This window comes from Neobacillus ginsengisoli, from assembly GCF_030813055.1.
The window spans coordinates 685,149-701,846 of sequence record NZ_JAUSTW010000001.1; the positions used below are offsets into that span (position 1 = coordinate 685,149).

Annotated in this window: 20 protein-coding genes; 19 read left to right on the top strand and 1 reads right to left on the bottom strand. The window is 37.8% G+C overall.

What is annotated here, in order from left to right:
* The first annotated feature begins 63 nt into the window (after positions 1 to 63).
* The 15 genes from J2S10_RS03635 to J2S10_RS03705 all read left to right on the top strand — a co-directional run bounded on the left by J2S10_RS03635 (position 64) and on the right by J2S10_RS03705 (position 13,635).
* Positions 64 to 498, top strand: coding sequence for a BrxA/BrxB family bacilliredoxin (locus J2S10_RS03635; RefSeq protein ID WP_307404465.1), 435 nt, complete (start codon positions 64 to 66; stop codon positions 496 to 498).
* A gap of 62 nt (positions 499 to 560) precedes the next feature.
* Positions 561 to 1,334 (top strand): class I SAM-dependent methyltransferase, encoded by a 774-nt coding sequence (locus tag J2S10_RS03640; protein WP_307404468.1) that lies wholly within the window; start codon positions 561 to 563, stop codon positions 1,332 to 1,334.
* Between the two features lie 188 nt (positions 1,335 to 1,522).
* Positions 1,523 to 2,119, top strand: coding sequence for a YpjP family protein (locus tag J2S10_RS03645; protein ID WP_307404471.1), 597 nt, complete (start codon positions 1,523 to 1,525; stop codon positions 2,117 to 2,119).
* Positions 2,120 to 2,224: 105 nt separating this feature from the next.
* A complete protein-coding gene (locus J2S10_RS03650; protein ID WP_307404473.1) occupies positions 2,225 to 2,806 on the top strand; it encodes a TerD family protein in 582 nt (193 codons plus the stop codon).
* Positions 2,807 to 2,885: 79 nt separating this feature from the next.
* On the top strand, positions 2,886 to 3,653 hold the full coding sequence (locus J2S10_RS03655) for a TerC family protein (RefSeq protein WP_307404474.1): 768 nt from the start codon (positions 2,886 to 2,888) through the stop codon (positions 3,651 to 3,653).
* Positions 3,654 to 3,738: 85 nt separating this feature from the next.
* The gene (locus J2S10_RS03660) at positions 3,739 to 4,926 is read left to right on the top strand and encodes an HpcH/HpaI aldolase/citrate lyase family protein (RefSeq protein ID WP_307404476.1); all 1,188 of its coding nucleotides are present in this window, start codon (positions 3,739 to 3,741) and stop codon (positions 4,924 to 4,926) included.
* The gene (locus J2S10_RS03665) at positions 4,877 to 6,250 is read left to right on the top strand and encodes a phosphoribosyltransferase family protein (RefSeq protein ID WP_307404478.1); all 1,374 of its coding nucleotides are present in this window, start codon (positions 4,877 to 4,879) and stop codon (positions 6,248 to 6,250) included. The genes J2S10_RS03660 and J2S10_RS03665 overlap by 50 nt, the downstream gene beginning before the upstream one ends.
* Positions 6,238 to 7,353 (top strand): cysteine protease StiP family protein, encoded by a 1,116-nt coding sequence (locus J2S10_RS03670; protein WP_307404481.1) that lies wholly within the window; start codon positions 6,238 to 6,240, stop codon positions 7,351 to 7,353. The genes J2S10_RS03665 and J2S10_RS03670 overlap by 13 nt, the downstream gene beginning before the upstream one ends.
* A complete protein-coding gene (locus tag J2S10_RS03675) occupies positions 7,354 to 7,704 on the top strand; it encodes a hypothetical protein (protein WP_307404483.1) in 351 nt (116 codons plus the stop codon). It abuts the gene before it with no gap.
* A 531-nt stretch (positions 7,705 to 8,235) separates the two neighbouring features.
* Complete coding sequence (locus tag J2S10_RS03680) at positions 8,236 to 9,873, top strand: YceG family protein (RefSeq protein ID WP_307404486.1); 1,638 nt, start codon at positions 8,236 to 8,238, stop codon at positions 9,871 to 9,873.
* Positions 9,874 to 9,876: 3 nt separating this feature from the next.
* On the top strand, positions 9,877 to 10,977 hold the full coding sequence (locus J2S10_RS03685; protein ID WP_307404488.1) for a toxic anion resistance protein: 1,101 nt from the start codon (positions 9,877 to 9,879) through the stop codon (positions 10,975 to 10,977).
* A gap of 51 nt (positions 10,978 to 11,028) precedes the next feature.
* Positions 11,029 to 11,637, top strand: a complete 609-nt coding sequence (locus tag J2S10_RS03690) for a TerD family protein (RefSeq protein ID WP_307404490.1) — start codon at positions 11,029 to 11,031, stop codon at positions 11,635 to 11,637.
* Positions 11,638 to 11,670: 33 nt separating this feature from the next.
* Entirely contained in the window at positions 11,671 to 12,249 is a 579-nt protein-coding gene (locus J2S10_RS03695; RefSeq protein ID WP_307404492.1) for a TerD family protein, read from the top strand.
* Between the two features lie 109 nt (positions 12,250 to 12,358).
* Positions 12,359 to 13,153, top strand: coding sequence for a thymidylate synthase (locus tag J2S10_RS03700; protein ID WP_307404494.1), 795 nt, complete (start codon positions 12,359 to 12,361; stop codon positions 13,151 to 13,153).
* Positions 13,150 to 13,635 carry a dihydrofolate reductase gene (locus tag J2S10_RS03705; protein WP_307404496.1) on the top strand — a complete coding sequence of 162 codons (486 nt, stop codon included), beginning with the start codon at positions 13,150 to 13,152 and terminating at the stop codon, positions 13,633 to 13,635. Before J2S10_RS03700 ends, J2S10_RS03705 begins: the two co-directional genes overlap by 4 nt.
* 35 nt (positions 13,636 to 13,670) lie before the next feature.
* Here the strand turns inward: J2S10_RS03705 and J2S10_RS03710 are convergent, their stop codons facing one another.
* Entirely contained in the window at positions 13,671 to 13,910 is a 240-nt protein-coding gene (locus tag J2S10_RS03710) for a hypothetical protein (RefSeq protein WP_307404498.1), read from the bottom strand.
* A gap of 310 nt (positions 13,911 to 14,220) precedes the next feature.
* Here J2S10_RS03710 and tatA point away from each other — a divergent pair, with 310 nt between their 5' ends.
* The 4 genes from tatA to J2S10_RS03730 all read left to right on the top strand — a co-directional run bounded on the left by tatA (position 14,221) and on the right by J2S10_RS03730 (position 16,625).
* Positions 14,221 to 14,415, top strand: a complete 195-nt coding sequence (tatA, locus tag J2S10_RS03715; RefSeq protein WP_307404500.1) for a twin-arginine translocase TatA/TatE family subunit — start codon at positions 14,221 to 14,223, stop codon at positions 14,413 to 14,415.
* Positions 14,416 to 14,484: 69 nt separating this feature from the next.
* Entirely contained in the window at positions 14,485 to 15,216 is a 732-nt protein-coding gene (gene tatC, locus J2S10_RS03720; protein ID WP_307404502.1) for a twin-arginine translocase subunit TatC, read from the top strand.
* Between the two features lie 168 nt (positions 15,217 to 15,384).
* Positions 15,385 to 15,636, top strand: coding sequence for a DUF2535 family protein (locus J2S10_RS03725; protein WP_307404505.1), 252 nt, complete (start codon positions 15,385 to 15,387; stop codon positions 15,634 to 15,636).
* A 146-nt stretch (positions 15,637 to 15,782) separates the two neighbouring features.
* Positions 15,783 to 16,625 (top strand): DegV family protein, encoded by an 843-nt coding sequence (locus tag J2S10_RS03730; RefSeq protein WP_307404507.1) that lies wholly within the window; start codon positions 15,783 to 15,785, stop codon positions 16,623 to 16,625.
* Positions 16,626 to 16,698: the final 73 nt, after the last annotated feature.

A 16,698-nucleotide genomic window follows, 5' to 3' on the forward strand; every position in this document is an offset into this window, starting at 1 on the left:
TTGCAAACAGTAAATAAGTTTAGTATGCTAAAAATGGTAAGAAGAGAATCGGAGGAAGATACTATGTCAAATGCATATGAAGAATATATGAAACAAATGGTTATTCCGATGCGTCAAGAGTTAACAAGAGCCGGATTTGCTGAACTAACAACTGTGGAAGCAGTAGAGCAATTTATGGAAAAGGCAACAGGTACGACGCTTGTCGTTGTTAATTCAGTTTGTGGTTGTGCGGCCGGGTTGGCACGCCCCGCTGCGACACAATCAATCCTAAACAGTGAGAAAAAGCCGGACCGCCTAGTGACAGTTTTTGCAGGTCAGGATAAAGAAGCAACCGCTAAAATGCGGGAGTATTTTGAAGGCTACGAGCCATCATCACCTTCAATGGCATTATTGAAGGACAAAAAAGTCGTTCATTTCATTCCGCGACATGATATCGAAGGTGTCCCGATGGAAGCGGTTATGCAAAATCTAATGGCTGCGTTTGAAGCTAATTGTTAAATTTAGAGGATGTCCTTGGACGTCCTTTTCTTTATTCTAAAAAATATAAATAGGATGATAACATGTTTGTAACTACATCAACCAGAACAGACCGGCAAATGATTGAAAAGACAAAGAAAACAGCAGAAACATTGGCCGTCCCTTATGTCCCGCGAAAAAAGAAATCAGTAAATCAATTGCAAAACGAATTGAATAGTAATTGTCTTGTTGTTTGTAAGAATCGGTTGGAATTATTTGAAAAAGGTAGTCCATCCCCCTTTTTCTTTCACCCAAATTCAGCCATGTTTAGAATAAAACGTTTGTTAAAAGGGGAACATGACCCGTTTGCGGATGCAGCTATGCTGTCTAAAGGCATGACGGTTCTGGATTGCACGCTTGGGCTTGGATCCGATTCCATCGTTGCCAGTTTCCTAGTTGGAGAAAATGGGAAAGTTACCGGAGTTGAAGGGCAGAAATATTTAGCCTATATCGTACAAAATGGACTCCGTAATTGGGACTCAGGCATTCCTGTTATGAATGCAGCAATGGAAAGGGTTAGTGTTATTCATTCAAACTCACTTGATTATTTGAAGAGTCTACCAGGGAATTCAGTGGATTGTGTTTATTTTGACCCCATGTTTGAAGAAAGTATTCTTGAGTCCTATGGAATAAAGGCTTTAGTTCAATTTGCCATTCATGATGACTTAAATGAAGAACTAATTGTAGAAGCATTAAGGGTAGCAAAATTGCGCGTTGTTCTTAAAGACCATTATCAAAGCAACCGTTTTGAAAAATTTGGCTTTCAGGCTATCCGAAGAAAATCGTCTAAATTTCATTTCGGCTTCATTAACAAATAAGACCGGGAGCTCTTTTGCTCTCGGTTTTTTAAAAATCTATCTAGTAATCACACTATTATTATTTCATATAAAATCCTAAACTGTTTTTTCCATTTCTTTAAGAAAAGAAGTATAATATTTTGTAAGTAACATAAAAACGGAAAAATTTAGTTAAAATAAATAATTTCATAGAATAAGGTGTGCTGAGTATGAACAAATGGCTTCGTAAATCATTTGTAGTGATGGTCTCCATTTTAACATTTGGGCTTGTGACGCCATCACAGTTTATTAATAATGTTAATGCAGAGAAACCGAATAGTAGTAGGGGTGCATTCGAGGTTACCGCAAATGAAGGCAGCTTTGCCCGGAGGACTGGATACCTTGAAGAATCAGCGTTCGATAAAGATAAATTTATGGAAGAATTATTAAAACAGGTAGAAGAACAGTCATATCAAAAGTTTGGCGCAAAAATTAGGCCTGTCATTGAAGATGAATTTCGTGAGGTCATCATGCCAAACATTGAAAAAGCACTTGACCAAACGGCACACCAATTTCCTGAGGAAGATTTGAAGAATCTCGTCATAACAGAGCAGCCTGGAAAAGGACTTTCGGAGAAAATCTTTAATATTAAAAATCGAGTTACGGGAAAAGATATTCTTCGTTTCCATGTTAGGAGAGATAATCCGCCGCAGGCCGGATACTGGTTTAACTTTCATTATCACACCTACCACGATGAATTCCAAAGCCATCATGAGCTTGGATCCATTTATTGGGATAAAAATACACCTCCGAAATGGATGAGCTGAAAATGGAAATTTGCTAATTGATGGAAAAAAACTTTATTATAATAAATGAAACCTTTTTAAGAAAAACTCGTATATAGACTATTACCTAAAATGGAGGAATGGAAAATGGCAGTTAGTTTATCAAAAGGTCAAAAGGTAGATTTAACGAAAACAAATCCGGGGTTAACAAACGTTGTCGTTGGACTTGGATGGGATACTAATAAATATGACGGCGGACATGATTTTGATTTAGATTCTTCTGTGTTCCTATTAGGGGAGAGTGGAAAAGTAACAACAGAATCTGATTTTGTTTTTTACAATAATCCACAGGGTGCTGGTGGTGCTGTTGTACATACAGGAGATAACCGCACCGGTGCAGGTGATGGTGATGATGAACAGGTGAAAATTAATCTAACAGCAATTCCTGCGACCGTTCAACGCATTGCTTTCACTATTACTATTCATGATGCAGAAAGCAGAAGTCAGAACTTCGGGCAAGTTTCAAATGCATATGCCCGTATTTTCAATGAGGCAACAGGTGAAGAGCTTATTCGCTATGATTTAGGAGAGGACTTCTCCATTGAAACAGCACTTGTTGTCGGAGAATTGTACCGCCATAATGGTGAATGGAAATTCAGTGCAATCGGAAGCGGCTATCAAGGCGGATTAGCAGCGTTAGCCACAGACTTTGGCTTGCAGATCGGTTAAGGCGAAAAAGCTTTGAGAGCCTGCTCTTGAAGGTTTTTTTATAAATCTTTGTTTTTAAATCAGGAGGAATTTATTTAAAATGTCAGTTTTGCATGGAATATTAAACACATATTCACAATTTTTTGAATGGGATATGTGGGTGAAAGTTTTATCAGACCCTGTAAGCTGGGGACTGATTGGTACCCTTATTATTTTAGAAGGATTACTTTCAGCTGATAACGCTCTTGTTTTAGCTGTTATGGTAAAGCATCTCCCGGCTAAACAACGTAAAAAAGCACTTTTCTATGGCTTATTAGGTGCTTACTCTTTCCGTTTTGTTGCCATTGGACTTGGTGTTTATTTAATCGAGCTATGGTGGGTGAAAGCACTTGGCGCTGCATACCTTGCCTGGTTATCAATTAAATATTTTATAGATAAGAGAAAAGAAGATGATGGCGAGGATGAAGAAGCAGAAGGAATGAACCAAAAGAGCTTATTGATTCGCTTATTTGGGACTTTATGGGGAACCGTCGCAGCTGTTGAGTTAATGGATATTGCATTCTCGGTCGATAGCGTGCTTGCTGCATTTGGAGTCAGCAATGAAGTATGGGTCCTGTTAATCGGAGGTATGCTCGGGGTATTAATGATGCGTGGTGTAGCCGGAGTATTCTTAACATTAATTGACCGGGTTCCTGAGTTAGAAACAACTGCATACATCTTAATCCTCATTATTTCGATTAAGATGTTCCTTGGAGTGTTCTTTCACTATGAATTATCACCGCTCTATTTCTTTATCATCTTACTGTTTACCTTCGGAGCAACTTTTATTGTGCACATCTTAAACAAGAAAAAACAAGTTAGTAAATAATACGGTTCATACATTTATTAAGACAGGGGAGCAGACGTGAAGTCCGTCTCCCCTGTTTTTTATCCTTTATAGAGGAGTATGGGGCATGGAATTTTTTACATATTTATTTGATAATGAAATTGAGCAGTTATTCTATCAAAAACCGAAAAGTTTTAATAAGTTTACGAATCGCGAGCTTTTATCCTACGGTTTAGGTGCGACACTCTACATGCCGGCTACCCGCCCAAATATCTATCAAGAAATACTTTCAAGAAAACATGAAGGGCTAACTTCTCTTGTTATCGATCTCGAAGATGCTATAGGGGATAACGAGGTAGGTGCGGCAGAAAAACTGTTGATTGAGGAATTGTTAAGGCTTTTCAGGGAATTAGACAAAAAGTTTATAAGCATGGACGATTTGCCATTAATTTTTATCCGCATCCGCAACCTTGAGCAGTTAAAACGGGTGAAGGAGCAACTGGGAGATGCTTTTCAGCTGTTAACAGGTGTGGTATTGCCTAAGTTTTCAGCAGAAAAAGGTGAGAATCTATTAAAAGAAATAAGGGATATTCATACAAATCACCAACCCTTTTATGCGATGCCGATCCTTGAAACTTCTAAGGTAATTCAAAAAGAAACCAGAATGGAAGAATTAATGAAAATTAAGAGCCTAATGGATAAATACAGAGACAATATTCTGAATGTCCGAATAGGGGCCACTGATTTTAGCGGTTTATACGGTATCCGCAGGAGTGCAGATACAACAGTATACGATATTGAAGTTTTAAGGGATTGTATAACTGATATTATTAATGTTTTTCAAAGATGGGACAGTCCTTACGTAATTTCCGGCCCGGTTTGGGAATACTTTTCAGCAAAAACTAGAATGTTAAAGCCTTGGCTCAGGGCTTCTCCTATTCGTGAACGTTTCGGTGAGGAGGGGGTGAAATGGCAAGCCAAACTTATCGATCAAAATTTAGACGGATTCATAAGAGAAATCCTCATGGACATTGCCAACGGATTAACCGGAAAAACCATCATCCATCCCTCTCACATTAAAGCAGTGCATGCCCTTAATGTAATTTCATATGAAGAATACATCGATGCTTACAATATTGTGCAAGCTCCCACAGGTGAAAAAGGAGTTATAAAAAGCGACTTCGAAAATAAAATGAATGAAATCAAACCGCATTATTATTGGGCAAGAAAAATTATCTTAAAGTCTCAGCTTTACGGGGTGCTGCATGAAGGATTCACAAATATTGACCTTATCAAAAAAGAAGTATACGTATAGTATTCTTGATTCCATTGATGTTGGAATAGAGATAACCCATAATCCTTATCGATTGCCAGTTGAAAGGTTATTTACAATGGCGGCAAGAATGAATAAAAAAAGATCATTTTTGTTTGTTAGTAAACTATTAGGAAAACATTTGCCAATCAATCCGAACAAAGGGCTGTTGACAGCTGCACTCCTTGCAGCAAGATATGCCGAAGAGGTGAAAGGCTTAGAATGTGTGGAAAAAGAAAGACTATTATCCTTATTTCCTGTGGATGAGCCCTCATTTAAAAGGATATCAATTGTACCCAAAACTGTGAAGCCATTAGTAATTGGTTTTGCAGAAACCGCAACAGGGCTGGGCCACGCATTTTTTGATTGCTTTGAATTTGCAGATTATTTTCATACTACCAGGGAAGTGCTTCTTGATCGGTATCCGGAAATTACCTTTGAAGAAGAACATTCCCATGCTACCTCGCATCATTGTTATATTCCATTAGAAATGATTCAACATGAACGGGAAATTATTTTAGTTGATGATGAAATAACTACCGGAAAAACGGCACTTAACATAATCCAATCCATTCATGCACGATTTCCGAGGCTGGAATACACGGTTGTTTCTATTTTGGATTGGCGATCTGAAGAGCATAAAAGAGAATTTGCATTACTTGAGAAAAATTTGGGAATTACGATAAGTGTGGTAAGTTTATTAGCCGGTAAGGTAGAGATTAAACAGCATAAGAAAATCCAGGAATGCCTAGATAAAAAAGAAATGAATAATAGATTAGAGTCAAAAGTAGAATGTTTGCAGCTGTCCTCATTTTTTGCGACAACCGCTTTTTTATCTGCTATTTCACAAGTGGAGGCACCATTTATACAAGAAACCGGGCGTTTTGGGATTCAAAGCACTGGCAATGATTTCATTCATCACAAACTATCAGAAGCAGCTTCATTTCTTAAGCAAAAACGAAATGGCAAAAAAACACTTTGCCTTGGCACGGGAGAATTTATGTATCTTCCGATGAAATTGGCAGCGGAAATGGGATATGGAGTTTCCTATCAATCTACTACGAGAAGTCCTATATATATCCGCCATATCTACGGTTACGGAGCAAAACATGGGATCACCTTTCCAAATCCCGAGAATCAGGCCATTTCTCATTTTGTTTATAATATCCCACCTGATCATTATGATGATATATTTATCTTTATTGAAAGAGAAGTAGAATTTGAAAAACTAAAACCATTAGTAAAAGAATTGGAAAAATTACAAATAAAATCAATAAAGTTTGTCTTTTTTTCAAAACGATACGAGGTGAATTTATGCAAAAAATAATCAGTCAACCTGCAAATATCGGAACCTATGAGGCTGACGATGTCTTTTTTTTATTAAAGGACTTAAGTGATGTTAAGCTTGAAGCCTCGACCGCCAGTCGGGAATTAAGTGTTCAATCTGGGCAGCATTATAGTGAATCTTTGCCTATAGAATACCAGCCGCCGGAAGAATATATTGAACTTTTTTGGAAGAGTTTGGAGGAATATAAACAAAAGGTCGCTCTTTGTATTGGCATTGTTGCTGAGCAAATCTTTCAACTAAAATCTGATCAGACAATCCTTGTTTCACTTGCACGTGCAGGAACACCTGTAGGGATATTAATAAAAAGATATATAAAAATGCGATACAATGTATCATTGCCTCATTATAGTATTTCGATAATTCGTGAACGGGGGATTGACGAGAATGCCCTTCAATACATTCGTATGGTTCATCCTTATGGTGCCATCCAATTCATTGATGGCTGGACGGGAAAAGGGGCCATCTCTATTGAATTAACCAAGGCATGCAGGGAATATGAAGAAAAATACGGCATTAAACTGGACGACACGCTCGCCGTGGTTGCTGACCCAGGCAATTGCACTCCTCTTTTTGGTACGAGAGAGGACTTTTTAATTCCTAGTGCTTGTCTAAATTCCACTGTATCAGGTCTTGTTAGTCGGACTGTTCTAAATGACATGTACATTGAACAAGATGATTTTCATGGGGCAAAATTTTACCATAATCTGATTCCAAATGATGTTTCCAACGAATATATTGATTTAATTACTGCAGAATTTTCAACTATCGCAGCTGAAGCAAGAGGAGCTTTAATACAAAGGAATGCTGAAATAATTGAAACAGACTTTATAGGTATGATTGAGGTCAGAAAGATTCAAGCTGAATTCAAAATTAAAAGTACACACTTTATTAAGCCTGGTGTAGGTGAAACAACCAGGGTTCTTCTTAGACGAGTTCCATGGAAAATCCTTTTGCGCGATCCCAAAAGTCCTTATGTCAAACATATCATCATGCTTGCAGAAGAAAAAGGTGTTGAAATTGTGCCGTATCCTGATTTGAATTATTTATGCTGCGGTATAATCAAGTCGGTAAAGGATAACTAAATGATTATTGCATCTGACCTTGACCGCACACTGATTTTATCGGTTATACAGGAAGAATTGCTTATTATTTTGGAGAGGGAAGGCATTTTTTTTGATGGGCAATTGAAGCAGGCGGAGAATCTATTTTTCTATTACATACTAAATAATTTGCCGCCCGCTTCTGAAAAAATTGCTATCACCGAGCTCAGGGGAACGCCCTTGAATTTATTTGCAGGCTCGAGGGAAAGGAAGCGCTTGCAGGTGCCGGTGATTCGAACCTGGACTTGGATTTTCTCCACAACTGTCGATATCGATATGTGCCAAAGCACGGAGAACTTTCAAGCGTGTCCGAAAATTCAGGCCTTTCCTTGACAAAGAATGATGGCGTTCTTGCAGGAGAGGAAATCCTACAACAATTCCTAAATTTACTTCCGCGAAATGTCTAGTTTTTTCCATAATCGATTGAAAACAAAAAAGTAAAGGCATGAAAAAAAAACATAGCAAGCGAAAAAAAATAGAACTGAAAACATTACTGAGTGCAGTGCCGGAGAAAGAAGCACGGTGAAGATGAAGCTATACAGAAATAAATCAACATAGATTAATGTTTTAGAAACCATAACCTCCATGAGGGTATTTATTTCATCACTAACATCTTCTGGCTTTGGCCTTTTATATAAAAAACGCATTTGAGTCACCTTCTTTAAAGTACGTACTCAAATATATGTTAGGACGAGGGAAAAGGTGAAAAATAAGGATGCACTCTGAATCCGAAACATTTTTAGTCTACTTACGTATAAACATATGAACCATTTTCGTAACTGTGATATGATGGAGAGGAAACCTTACATAATTTTACTAACCAGGTTTGACAAAGCTTTCGCTTTCAGAGGGAAGGGATTATGAATGTATCCACCATTAAATCAATTAAACGTCCGCAACGTATCCCTTTCATATGAAAATTGGCTCGGTTTGTTAAAAAAACCATTAAACGAACGGCCGGAATTCTCATTAGAAAATGGAACGATTACCATCGGACAGGTACTGGGGAAATTCCTTGGCATACCATTCGACACAGATGAATATTATAACCGGCTTTTGGATTATGTAAGTTTGCCCGAGATGAACTTACATTTATTAAGTGAGGAGTCACTCGATAGAACAATTAATAATACTCACTTTCAGTCGATTCAAAAAGTGTTGAATATTTACCAAGAACAAAAGCTGTCAATTAACCGCTTTACCGCTTTTCTTGATGGAGAGAAGCTTTTGTTGAAATCAGAAATACCTGTAATCCATCGGAAAATTAGAGAAGCAATGATTGTTACGTTGGAAAAGTATTCGAGCTATGAAAAGGATGGAATAAAAAATCCCGAGTTACGACGCATTCTCGTCGATGTTGTTAAATGGTCAATTAATCACCTGCAGCCCGTACTTGAAAATGCTAATCCTGAAAGTGAAATGCCAAAGTTTTTATGGTATGGGGATTTTAAGAAGAGTCATAAATATTTTTTATTTTATTTAATTAAGCTTGGATGCGATGTGGTTATTTTCCATCCTGAAGGCAAGGATATTTTAGCAGACTTTTTAGCTGAGCCGGTTTTTACGCATCATTTTCAAAATAAACAAACGGCGGAAGCTTTTCCGAAGGAAAAACGTAATCGAAAAACAACGGTTGCCTACCGTGCCTCCAGAGAGATTGAAACGATCCTGCACCAGGATGGAACAGGCCTTTACAAACCATGGCAATTACGGGATTACACTCCTTCATCGATTACGTTGAAAACAACCTATGATGAATTGTTCATTCTTTGTAAGGAAATAGCCATGATTCGACCTGATTTCGAAGTAATGAACGGTCAGGTTAAGATACCGTCACTGTTTGCGAAAATCCAAGGTGTCAGTAAAAATAGAAAAGAGTACTGGGACAGATTGCAAGCTTTAACACAGTTAGAGCACAGCTTTCTCATTCGGCAATTACCCTTTACAATAACGGGTTCAAGTGACTATCGCTTCCATTATCGGAACGCTCTGGGTATGGATGGCTTATTAAGCCCCGAAAAGATGATGCAATCCCATTACTGGCCTTATTCTTTTTTACCATCAGGTTTACAAAAGGGAATTGCCCATGCAATAAGAAGAATTTGTGAAAAACCTGCTTTAAAGCCTTTGCTGACAGAGAGCTCTGAAGAGGTAAAAATATATTTATTTAGCCAGGCAATGTTCATGCCTAAAAATGTCACCCAGTTGTTAGAGAAATTTGATTACTCACAGCATGTTCCAAAATTAATTATTTACATTAATGAGTTAACCGGAATGCTATCCAGGTCAGATGCGGCATTGTTGCTACTCTTAAATCAGTTTGGAATTGATATCATCATTTACAATCCACCGGGTCATAATGATATTGAAAATTACCTTAATGAAAGTTTATTTGATACGCACTGGCTTGATGAGGTTGTTTTTGAATTGGAATATAAAGAACCTTCGATTTTGAAAAAGGTACTTTTTCAAGGAATCTTAAAAAATTTAAGGGGAGATTAAAGAGTGAATTTAACGCCAAATCCATCTAAAGGCTTAACAGCGGCCGGACAAGAGGACCAATTGACTGAAACAAGGGTATCAGACATAAAGCTTGCTCTTCGCAAGGAGCCGGAAGTTCAAAACCTTGCACGCACCATTGATGAGCGTGATCAGATTCAAGTATTAGAGTTTGGAAAAGAACCTGCAGTTCAAATATCCCGTTTTTCCGATCAAATTTTAAGCAATATGCGTACTACCAAGGTAGAGGATTCCGGCGAGCTTCTTAAACATCTGGGCCGTATTATGGATAAATTTGATGCCAAAGACTTTGCAAAACCATCCGGCGGATTTTTTGATAAGCTCTTTAAAAAGGGTGAAAAGATGGTAGAAAAACTCTTTGGCAAGTATCAGACGATGGGTCAGGAAATTGATAAGGTTTATGTTGAAATTTCCAAATATCAACATGAAATGGTTGATTCAACCAATATGCTTGAGCAAATGTATGAGCAAAACTACCAATATTATTTAACCCTTGAAAAATATGTTGTTGCAGGTGAAATCAAAGTGGAAGATCTCAAAAACAATCAGCTTCCACAGCTTGAAGCACGTGCGGCTTCAGGTGATCAACTTGCCTCCATGCAGTTGGACTCCCTAAGAAATGCGATTGATTTATTGGAGCAGCGTATTTATGATCTGGAAATGGCAAAAATGGTTTCTTTGCAGACAGCACCGCAAATCCGTTTACTGCAAAGAGGGAACACGAAATTAATTGGAAAAATTAACTCAGCTTTCGTAACCACGATCCCTATATTTAAAAATGGGTTAATTCAAGCTGTTGCCGCGAAACGTCAAAAGCTTGTTGCCGATTCCATGAGCGAGCTTGATCGCCGTACAAACGAAATGCTCTTAAAAAATGCTCAGAACATATCACAGCAAAGCACGGATATTGCCCGTCTTGCGGGTGGACCCAGCATCAAAATTGAGACGATAGAGGAATCCTGGAATATTATCATCAAGGGCATGCAGGAAACTAAGGCTATTGAAGATGAGAACAAACGTATGCGTGAAGAAGGTACTAGACGCTTGGAGCAGTTACAGGATAACTTTAAAAAAATGAAACAATAATACCAAATATATTATTGATGGTTTACTAATTTTCGTAATGGGGTGAAAGAAATGGCGATTAATTTGCATAAAGGTCAAAGAGTAGATTTAACTAAAACAAATCCAGGGCTTTCCAAAGTCTTAGTTGGATTGGGATGGGACCCTGTTCAAAGTGGAGGCGGCGGCTTATTCGGTTCTCTGTTTGGCGGAGGCAATAATGCTAACATTGATTGTGATGCATCAGTGATTATGCTGGGTGCAAATGATAAGCTTCAAAACAATAAAGATGTGGTCTATTTTGGAAATTTAAGAAGCAATGATGGCAGTGTGCAGCATTCGGGAGACAATTTGACCGGTGATGGAGATGGGGATGACGAGCAAATCACCGTGGATTTAAGCAGAGTCCCTTCACATATTCAAAAGCTTGTTTTCGTTGTCAATATTTATGATTGTGTCAAAAGAAAGCAGCACTTTGGTATGATCCGCAATTCTTTTATTAGGGTTGTTAACCCTAGCAACCAACAACCATTGCTCCACTACAATTTATCGGAGGATTATAGTGGTAAAACATGTCTTGTTGCAGGTGAAATTTATCGACATGGAAATGAGTGGAAGTTTGCTGCAGTCGGGAATGGTACGAATGCTGCCGGCCTTAGTGAAGTTGTTCGTTCATTTAGCTGATAGATAAAAAATGTTTTTATTGAGGTGATACGCTTGGGCATCAACTTAGCAAAGGGACAAAGAATTGATTTAACAAAAACCAACCCCGGGTTAACAAAAGTAATTGTCGGACTAGGATGGGATACGAACCGTTATCATGGAGGATATGATTTTGATTTAGATGCATCGGCCTTCTTAGCTGATGCAAACGGAAAGGTAACACAGGATTCCGATTTTGTTTTTTACAATAATTTGATCCATCCATCAGGCGGTGTCGAGCATACAGGAGATAACCGCACAGGTGAAGGAGATGGAGACGATGAACAAATAAAAATTAACTTCAGTATGGTTCCATCTCACGTACACCGTATTGCAATTACTGTTACGATTCATGATGCAGAGGTAAGGAGCCAAAATTTCGGTCAAGTCTCGAACGCATTTGTCCGAGTGGTCGATGAAGACAGTGACCGTGAAATTCTTAGGTTTGACCTGGGAGAGGACTTCTCAGTTGAGACGGCCGTCGTCATCTGCGAGCTTTACCGCCATAATGGCGACTGGAAATTTAATGCAGTAGGAAGCGGTTTTGCAGGCGGATTAGCCGCCCTTTGCCGCAACTTTGGTCTGGAAGTTTAAGATTAAATCACTTTAGAGCTGCCGAATCTGGTAGCTTTTTTTGCTGTATTTAATAACTCCGCAATGTTAAAATGAAAAAATATGAATGGTAGACAAGGGAGTGACCTACTTGAAGCAATATTTAGAATTATGTGAGCATGTTTTAAAAAACGGACATACTAAGGTTGACCGTACAGGCACAGGAACTATCAGCACGTTTGGCTATCAAATGAGATTTAATTTAGAAGAAGGATTTCCGCTTTTAACCACAAAAAAGCTTCATATTAAATCGATTATTTATGAATTGCTTTGGTTTTTAAAGGGTGATACAAATGTTCGTTACCTGCAGGAAAATGGGGTTCGTATTTGGAATGAATGGGCTAATGAATTCGGTGAATTGGGTCCTGTCTATGGACATCAATGGCGCTCCTGGACCGGTGCAGACGGAACAGCGGTTGACCAAATCAGTGAATTGATTGAGCAAATTAAAACAAATCCAAATTCCAGAAGATTACTTGTCAATGCCTGGAATGTTGCGGAGATTGATCAGATGGCATTACCGCCGTGTCATTGCTTGTTTCAATTTTATGTAGCTGATGGAAAATTGTCATGCCAGCTATACCAGCGCTCTGCAGATGTATTCCTCGGTGTTCCATTTAATATTGCTTCCTATGCACTTCTTACGTACATGATTGCTCAGGTTTGCGATTTAAAGCCGGGAGAGTTTATCCACACGTTTGGAGATGTACATATTTATCAAAATCATCTTGAACAAGTGAAGCTGCAATTGGCTAGAGAACCGCGGGCCCTTCCAACGCTAAAAATAAATCAGAATGTAAAGGATATTTATTCTTTTGAATTTGAAGATTTTACTTTGGAAGGATACGATCCTCATCCACATATTAAAGGAGTGGTTAGCGTATGATCTCTTTTCTTGTGGCTATGGATGAAAACAGAATCATCGGTAAGGATAATCAATTGCCGTGGAGTTTACCTGAGGATTTGAAATATTTTAAACGAGTGACAATGGGGCACCCGATTATCATGGGACGTAAGACGCATGAATCGATTGGGAGTGTTCTTCCCGGCAGGGAAAATATCATCATTACCCGCCAACGGAATTACCAATCTGAAGGATGTACCGTTTTATACTCGGTTCAGGATTTAGTAAATTATTGCAGCAAACAGGATACTGAAGTTTTTGTCATCGGCGGTGCCGAAATTTTCAAAGAAACGTTTGCTTTTGCAGATCGTCTTTATATCACTCTTATCCATGAAAGCTTCGCCGGTGATACCTTCTTTCCGGAATTTGATTTAACCGAATGGCGTCTTACTTCCTCTGAAACAGGAATAAAGGATGAAAAAAATCCTTACGATTATGAATTTAGGATTTATGAAAGAAAATGAAAAAACAAAAAGCATCAAATGATGCTTTTTGTTTTTTAATAATAGAATCCATTTACCTCATATTCTGCTAACTTTTCAAGCATGCCTCTGAATTCCTGTGGATGGCAGAATTCTTCCTCCCGGAAATGCGTTTTTACCCACTGAATTAACTCATTAGGGCTATTAAAATACTCCCCGCTTCTATCACTTTTGCGGATGGTATATCTTCCGTTGTCATCATCAATCGTAATTTCAACCGGAAGAGCTCCATCAAAACTGCATAGAGAAAATTCCACCTTGATCACATCCAATTCATTCGCTAATTAGTTTTCAATAGTATATGTTGATATAATTCAATTTATATACGGATAAAGGTGCAATTATCTAAAAATTTTAAAAATTTGTATATTAGTTTGAAGATTGACTTCATTTGATGTTATTGATAAATTGTTTTTAGAGATTTATAATTGCAAAACATCACTTCTACCTTAATATTGATTGAAATTGTGAACTTACTATGAATTCTTCGAAATAATTAATGCAAATTGATTTTTCGATAATATAATCGAAGTAGTATTATACAACAATTAAAGGGGATGTAAATCCATGTTTTCAAATATCGGTGTACCGGGGTTAATATTGATTTTAACATTAGCACTAATCATTTTTGGGCCAAAGAAATTACCTGAAATCGGCCGTGCCTTCGGACAAACGTTAAAGGAATTTAAAAAATCAACTTCCGAACTGACAGAAGATGTTATGAAGGATCTTGATGACGAAAAGAAAAATGTGACTAAATAAGGTGTAAGATATCCTATCTTACGCCTTTTTTCTACTGCCTGATACCTTTGAATTCGGAAGGGGAAGTAAATGGAGGATAAAGAATTACATTTAGTTGATCATTTAGAGGAATTGCGTAAAAGAATTATTATTTCAGCACTTGCCTTTGTAGTCTTTTTTATTGTCGGGTTTATTTATGTTGAAAAAATCTACAAATGGTTCGTAGGAGATATGAAATTATTGGTTCTTGGTCCCGGCGATATTATTTGGATTTATTTTATGCTCGCGACTGTTGTTGCTGTTGCAGGAACCATCCCTGTTTTGGCATTGCAAATTTGGCTGTTTGTCAAACCTGCATTAAGACCGATAGAAAGAAAAGTAACACTTTCCTATATACCGGCACTTTTTTTCTTATTTTTGATTGGTCTTTCGTTTGGCTATTTTGTTATTTTTCCAATGGTATTAAAATTCCTGGTTAATATCGGTGGAAATATGTTTGTCACCAACTTTACCGTAGACAGGTATTTTAGCTTTATCATGAATATGACCATTCCATTCGGAGTGTTATTTGAACTTCCGGTGCTCGTTATGTTCTTAACCTCACTGGGGATCATTAATCCGTTTGTTTTAGCAAAAATTCGCAAATATGCCTATTTTGTTCTCATTATCATCGCCGTGGTCATCACACCGCCGGACTTTATGTCAGACTTTATTGTCACACTTCCACTCTTGCTTTTATACGAAATCAGTATTAATCTTTCAAAAATTATTTATCGGAAAAAAATAAAGAAACAGTCGGAAGAAGAACAAATAGAAGCATAAATGACAGTTTCAAATAAGGCCTTTAGGGACTCGTTCTCTAAAGGCCTTTTTTATGTTCGTTTAAATTTCAAATTCATAAATATTTTTTTGATACAGGCATAATTAGACACATTTCGAGGTGTCGGTGATGTATAATAAAACAAACGGGTGAAAAAGAGGATTGATATTTTGTTATTCAAAAGCCTAGAGTTCAAAAATGATGTTGGACAGAAGGTTAAAGTCATGGATATTCCTGTATTGGAGGAAGATAGCACATATAAGTTTATGATCCAAGTCCGTTTGCAGACGTTTGTTACGTCAATCTATGGGGAGCAAATCCCAAAAAAATGCTACTCCTTTAAAGACTATTTGAAAAAGGTCATGAAATGGCCTGATTATGAACAACTTTTTAAAGTTGGAGAATTAAAGAATAATGCTTAATTTTTTCGAGCATCGGGAAACCGATGCTCTTTTATTGTTTTTAAATTGGAAAATATGTTCATATTGAGAAGAAAACTGAGGATTATATTTTCTTCACTAGATTAAACCTGTATAATTCATGGAAGAAATGGTAGGGATGTGAAGGTATGAGCAAAATTAAAATAGTAACGGATTCAACATTAGATTTGTCTCAAGAAATGATTGCAAAATTAGATATTGTTGTTGTGCCATTGTCCGTTACCATAAATGGGAAAACTTATTTAGACCGGGTTGATTTAGACCCTGCTGAATTTATTATAAATATGAGCCAATTATATGAATTGCCGAAAAGTTCCCAACCATCAGCCGGTTCCTTCCTTGAAGTGTATGACCGCCTGGGAGACGAAGGGTGCGAGGTATTGTCTATTCATATGACCGGAAAAATGAGTGGTACCGTTCGATCTGCTGAGAGTGCGGCACAAATGACGAAAACGAAAGTAACCGTTGTTGATTCTAAGTTTATTTCCAAAGCCCTTTCCTTTCAGGTAAAGGAAGCCTCAGAAATGGCGAAACAGGGGAAAAGCATGGAGGAAATCCTTGAACGACTGGAAACAGTCCGCAATCATACGAAATTGTATATTATGGTTGATACATTAGAGAATCTTGTCAAGGGTGGGCGAATCGGAAAAGGGAAAGCCTTTATCGGCTCACTTTTGAACATTAAACCGATTGCCTCCCTTGAAGGGGCTGAGTATACGCCGGTAACTAAAGTACGCAGCCATTCGCAGGTGGTCAAATTTTTTGCCAGACAATTCGCTGATGATATTAAGGGGAAAACCATCCGCGGTGTCGGAATTGCTCATGCCGAAGCAAATGAGCTTGCCGCAAAAATAAAAGAAAGCATTTATGAATTAACCGGGTTTCAGAATGTGGAAATTGATTATACCGGCCCAATCGTTAGCACCCACACAGGGCCGGGGGCCCTAGCGTTAATGTATTATTTTGATTAAAAGCACGAATCACTAAAATAAAGGCTGACTCAGACTGAGTCAGCTTTTGCCTTATATTCCTTGAAAGAAAAAG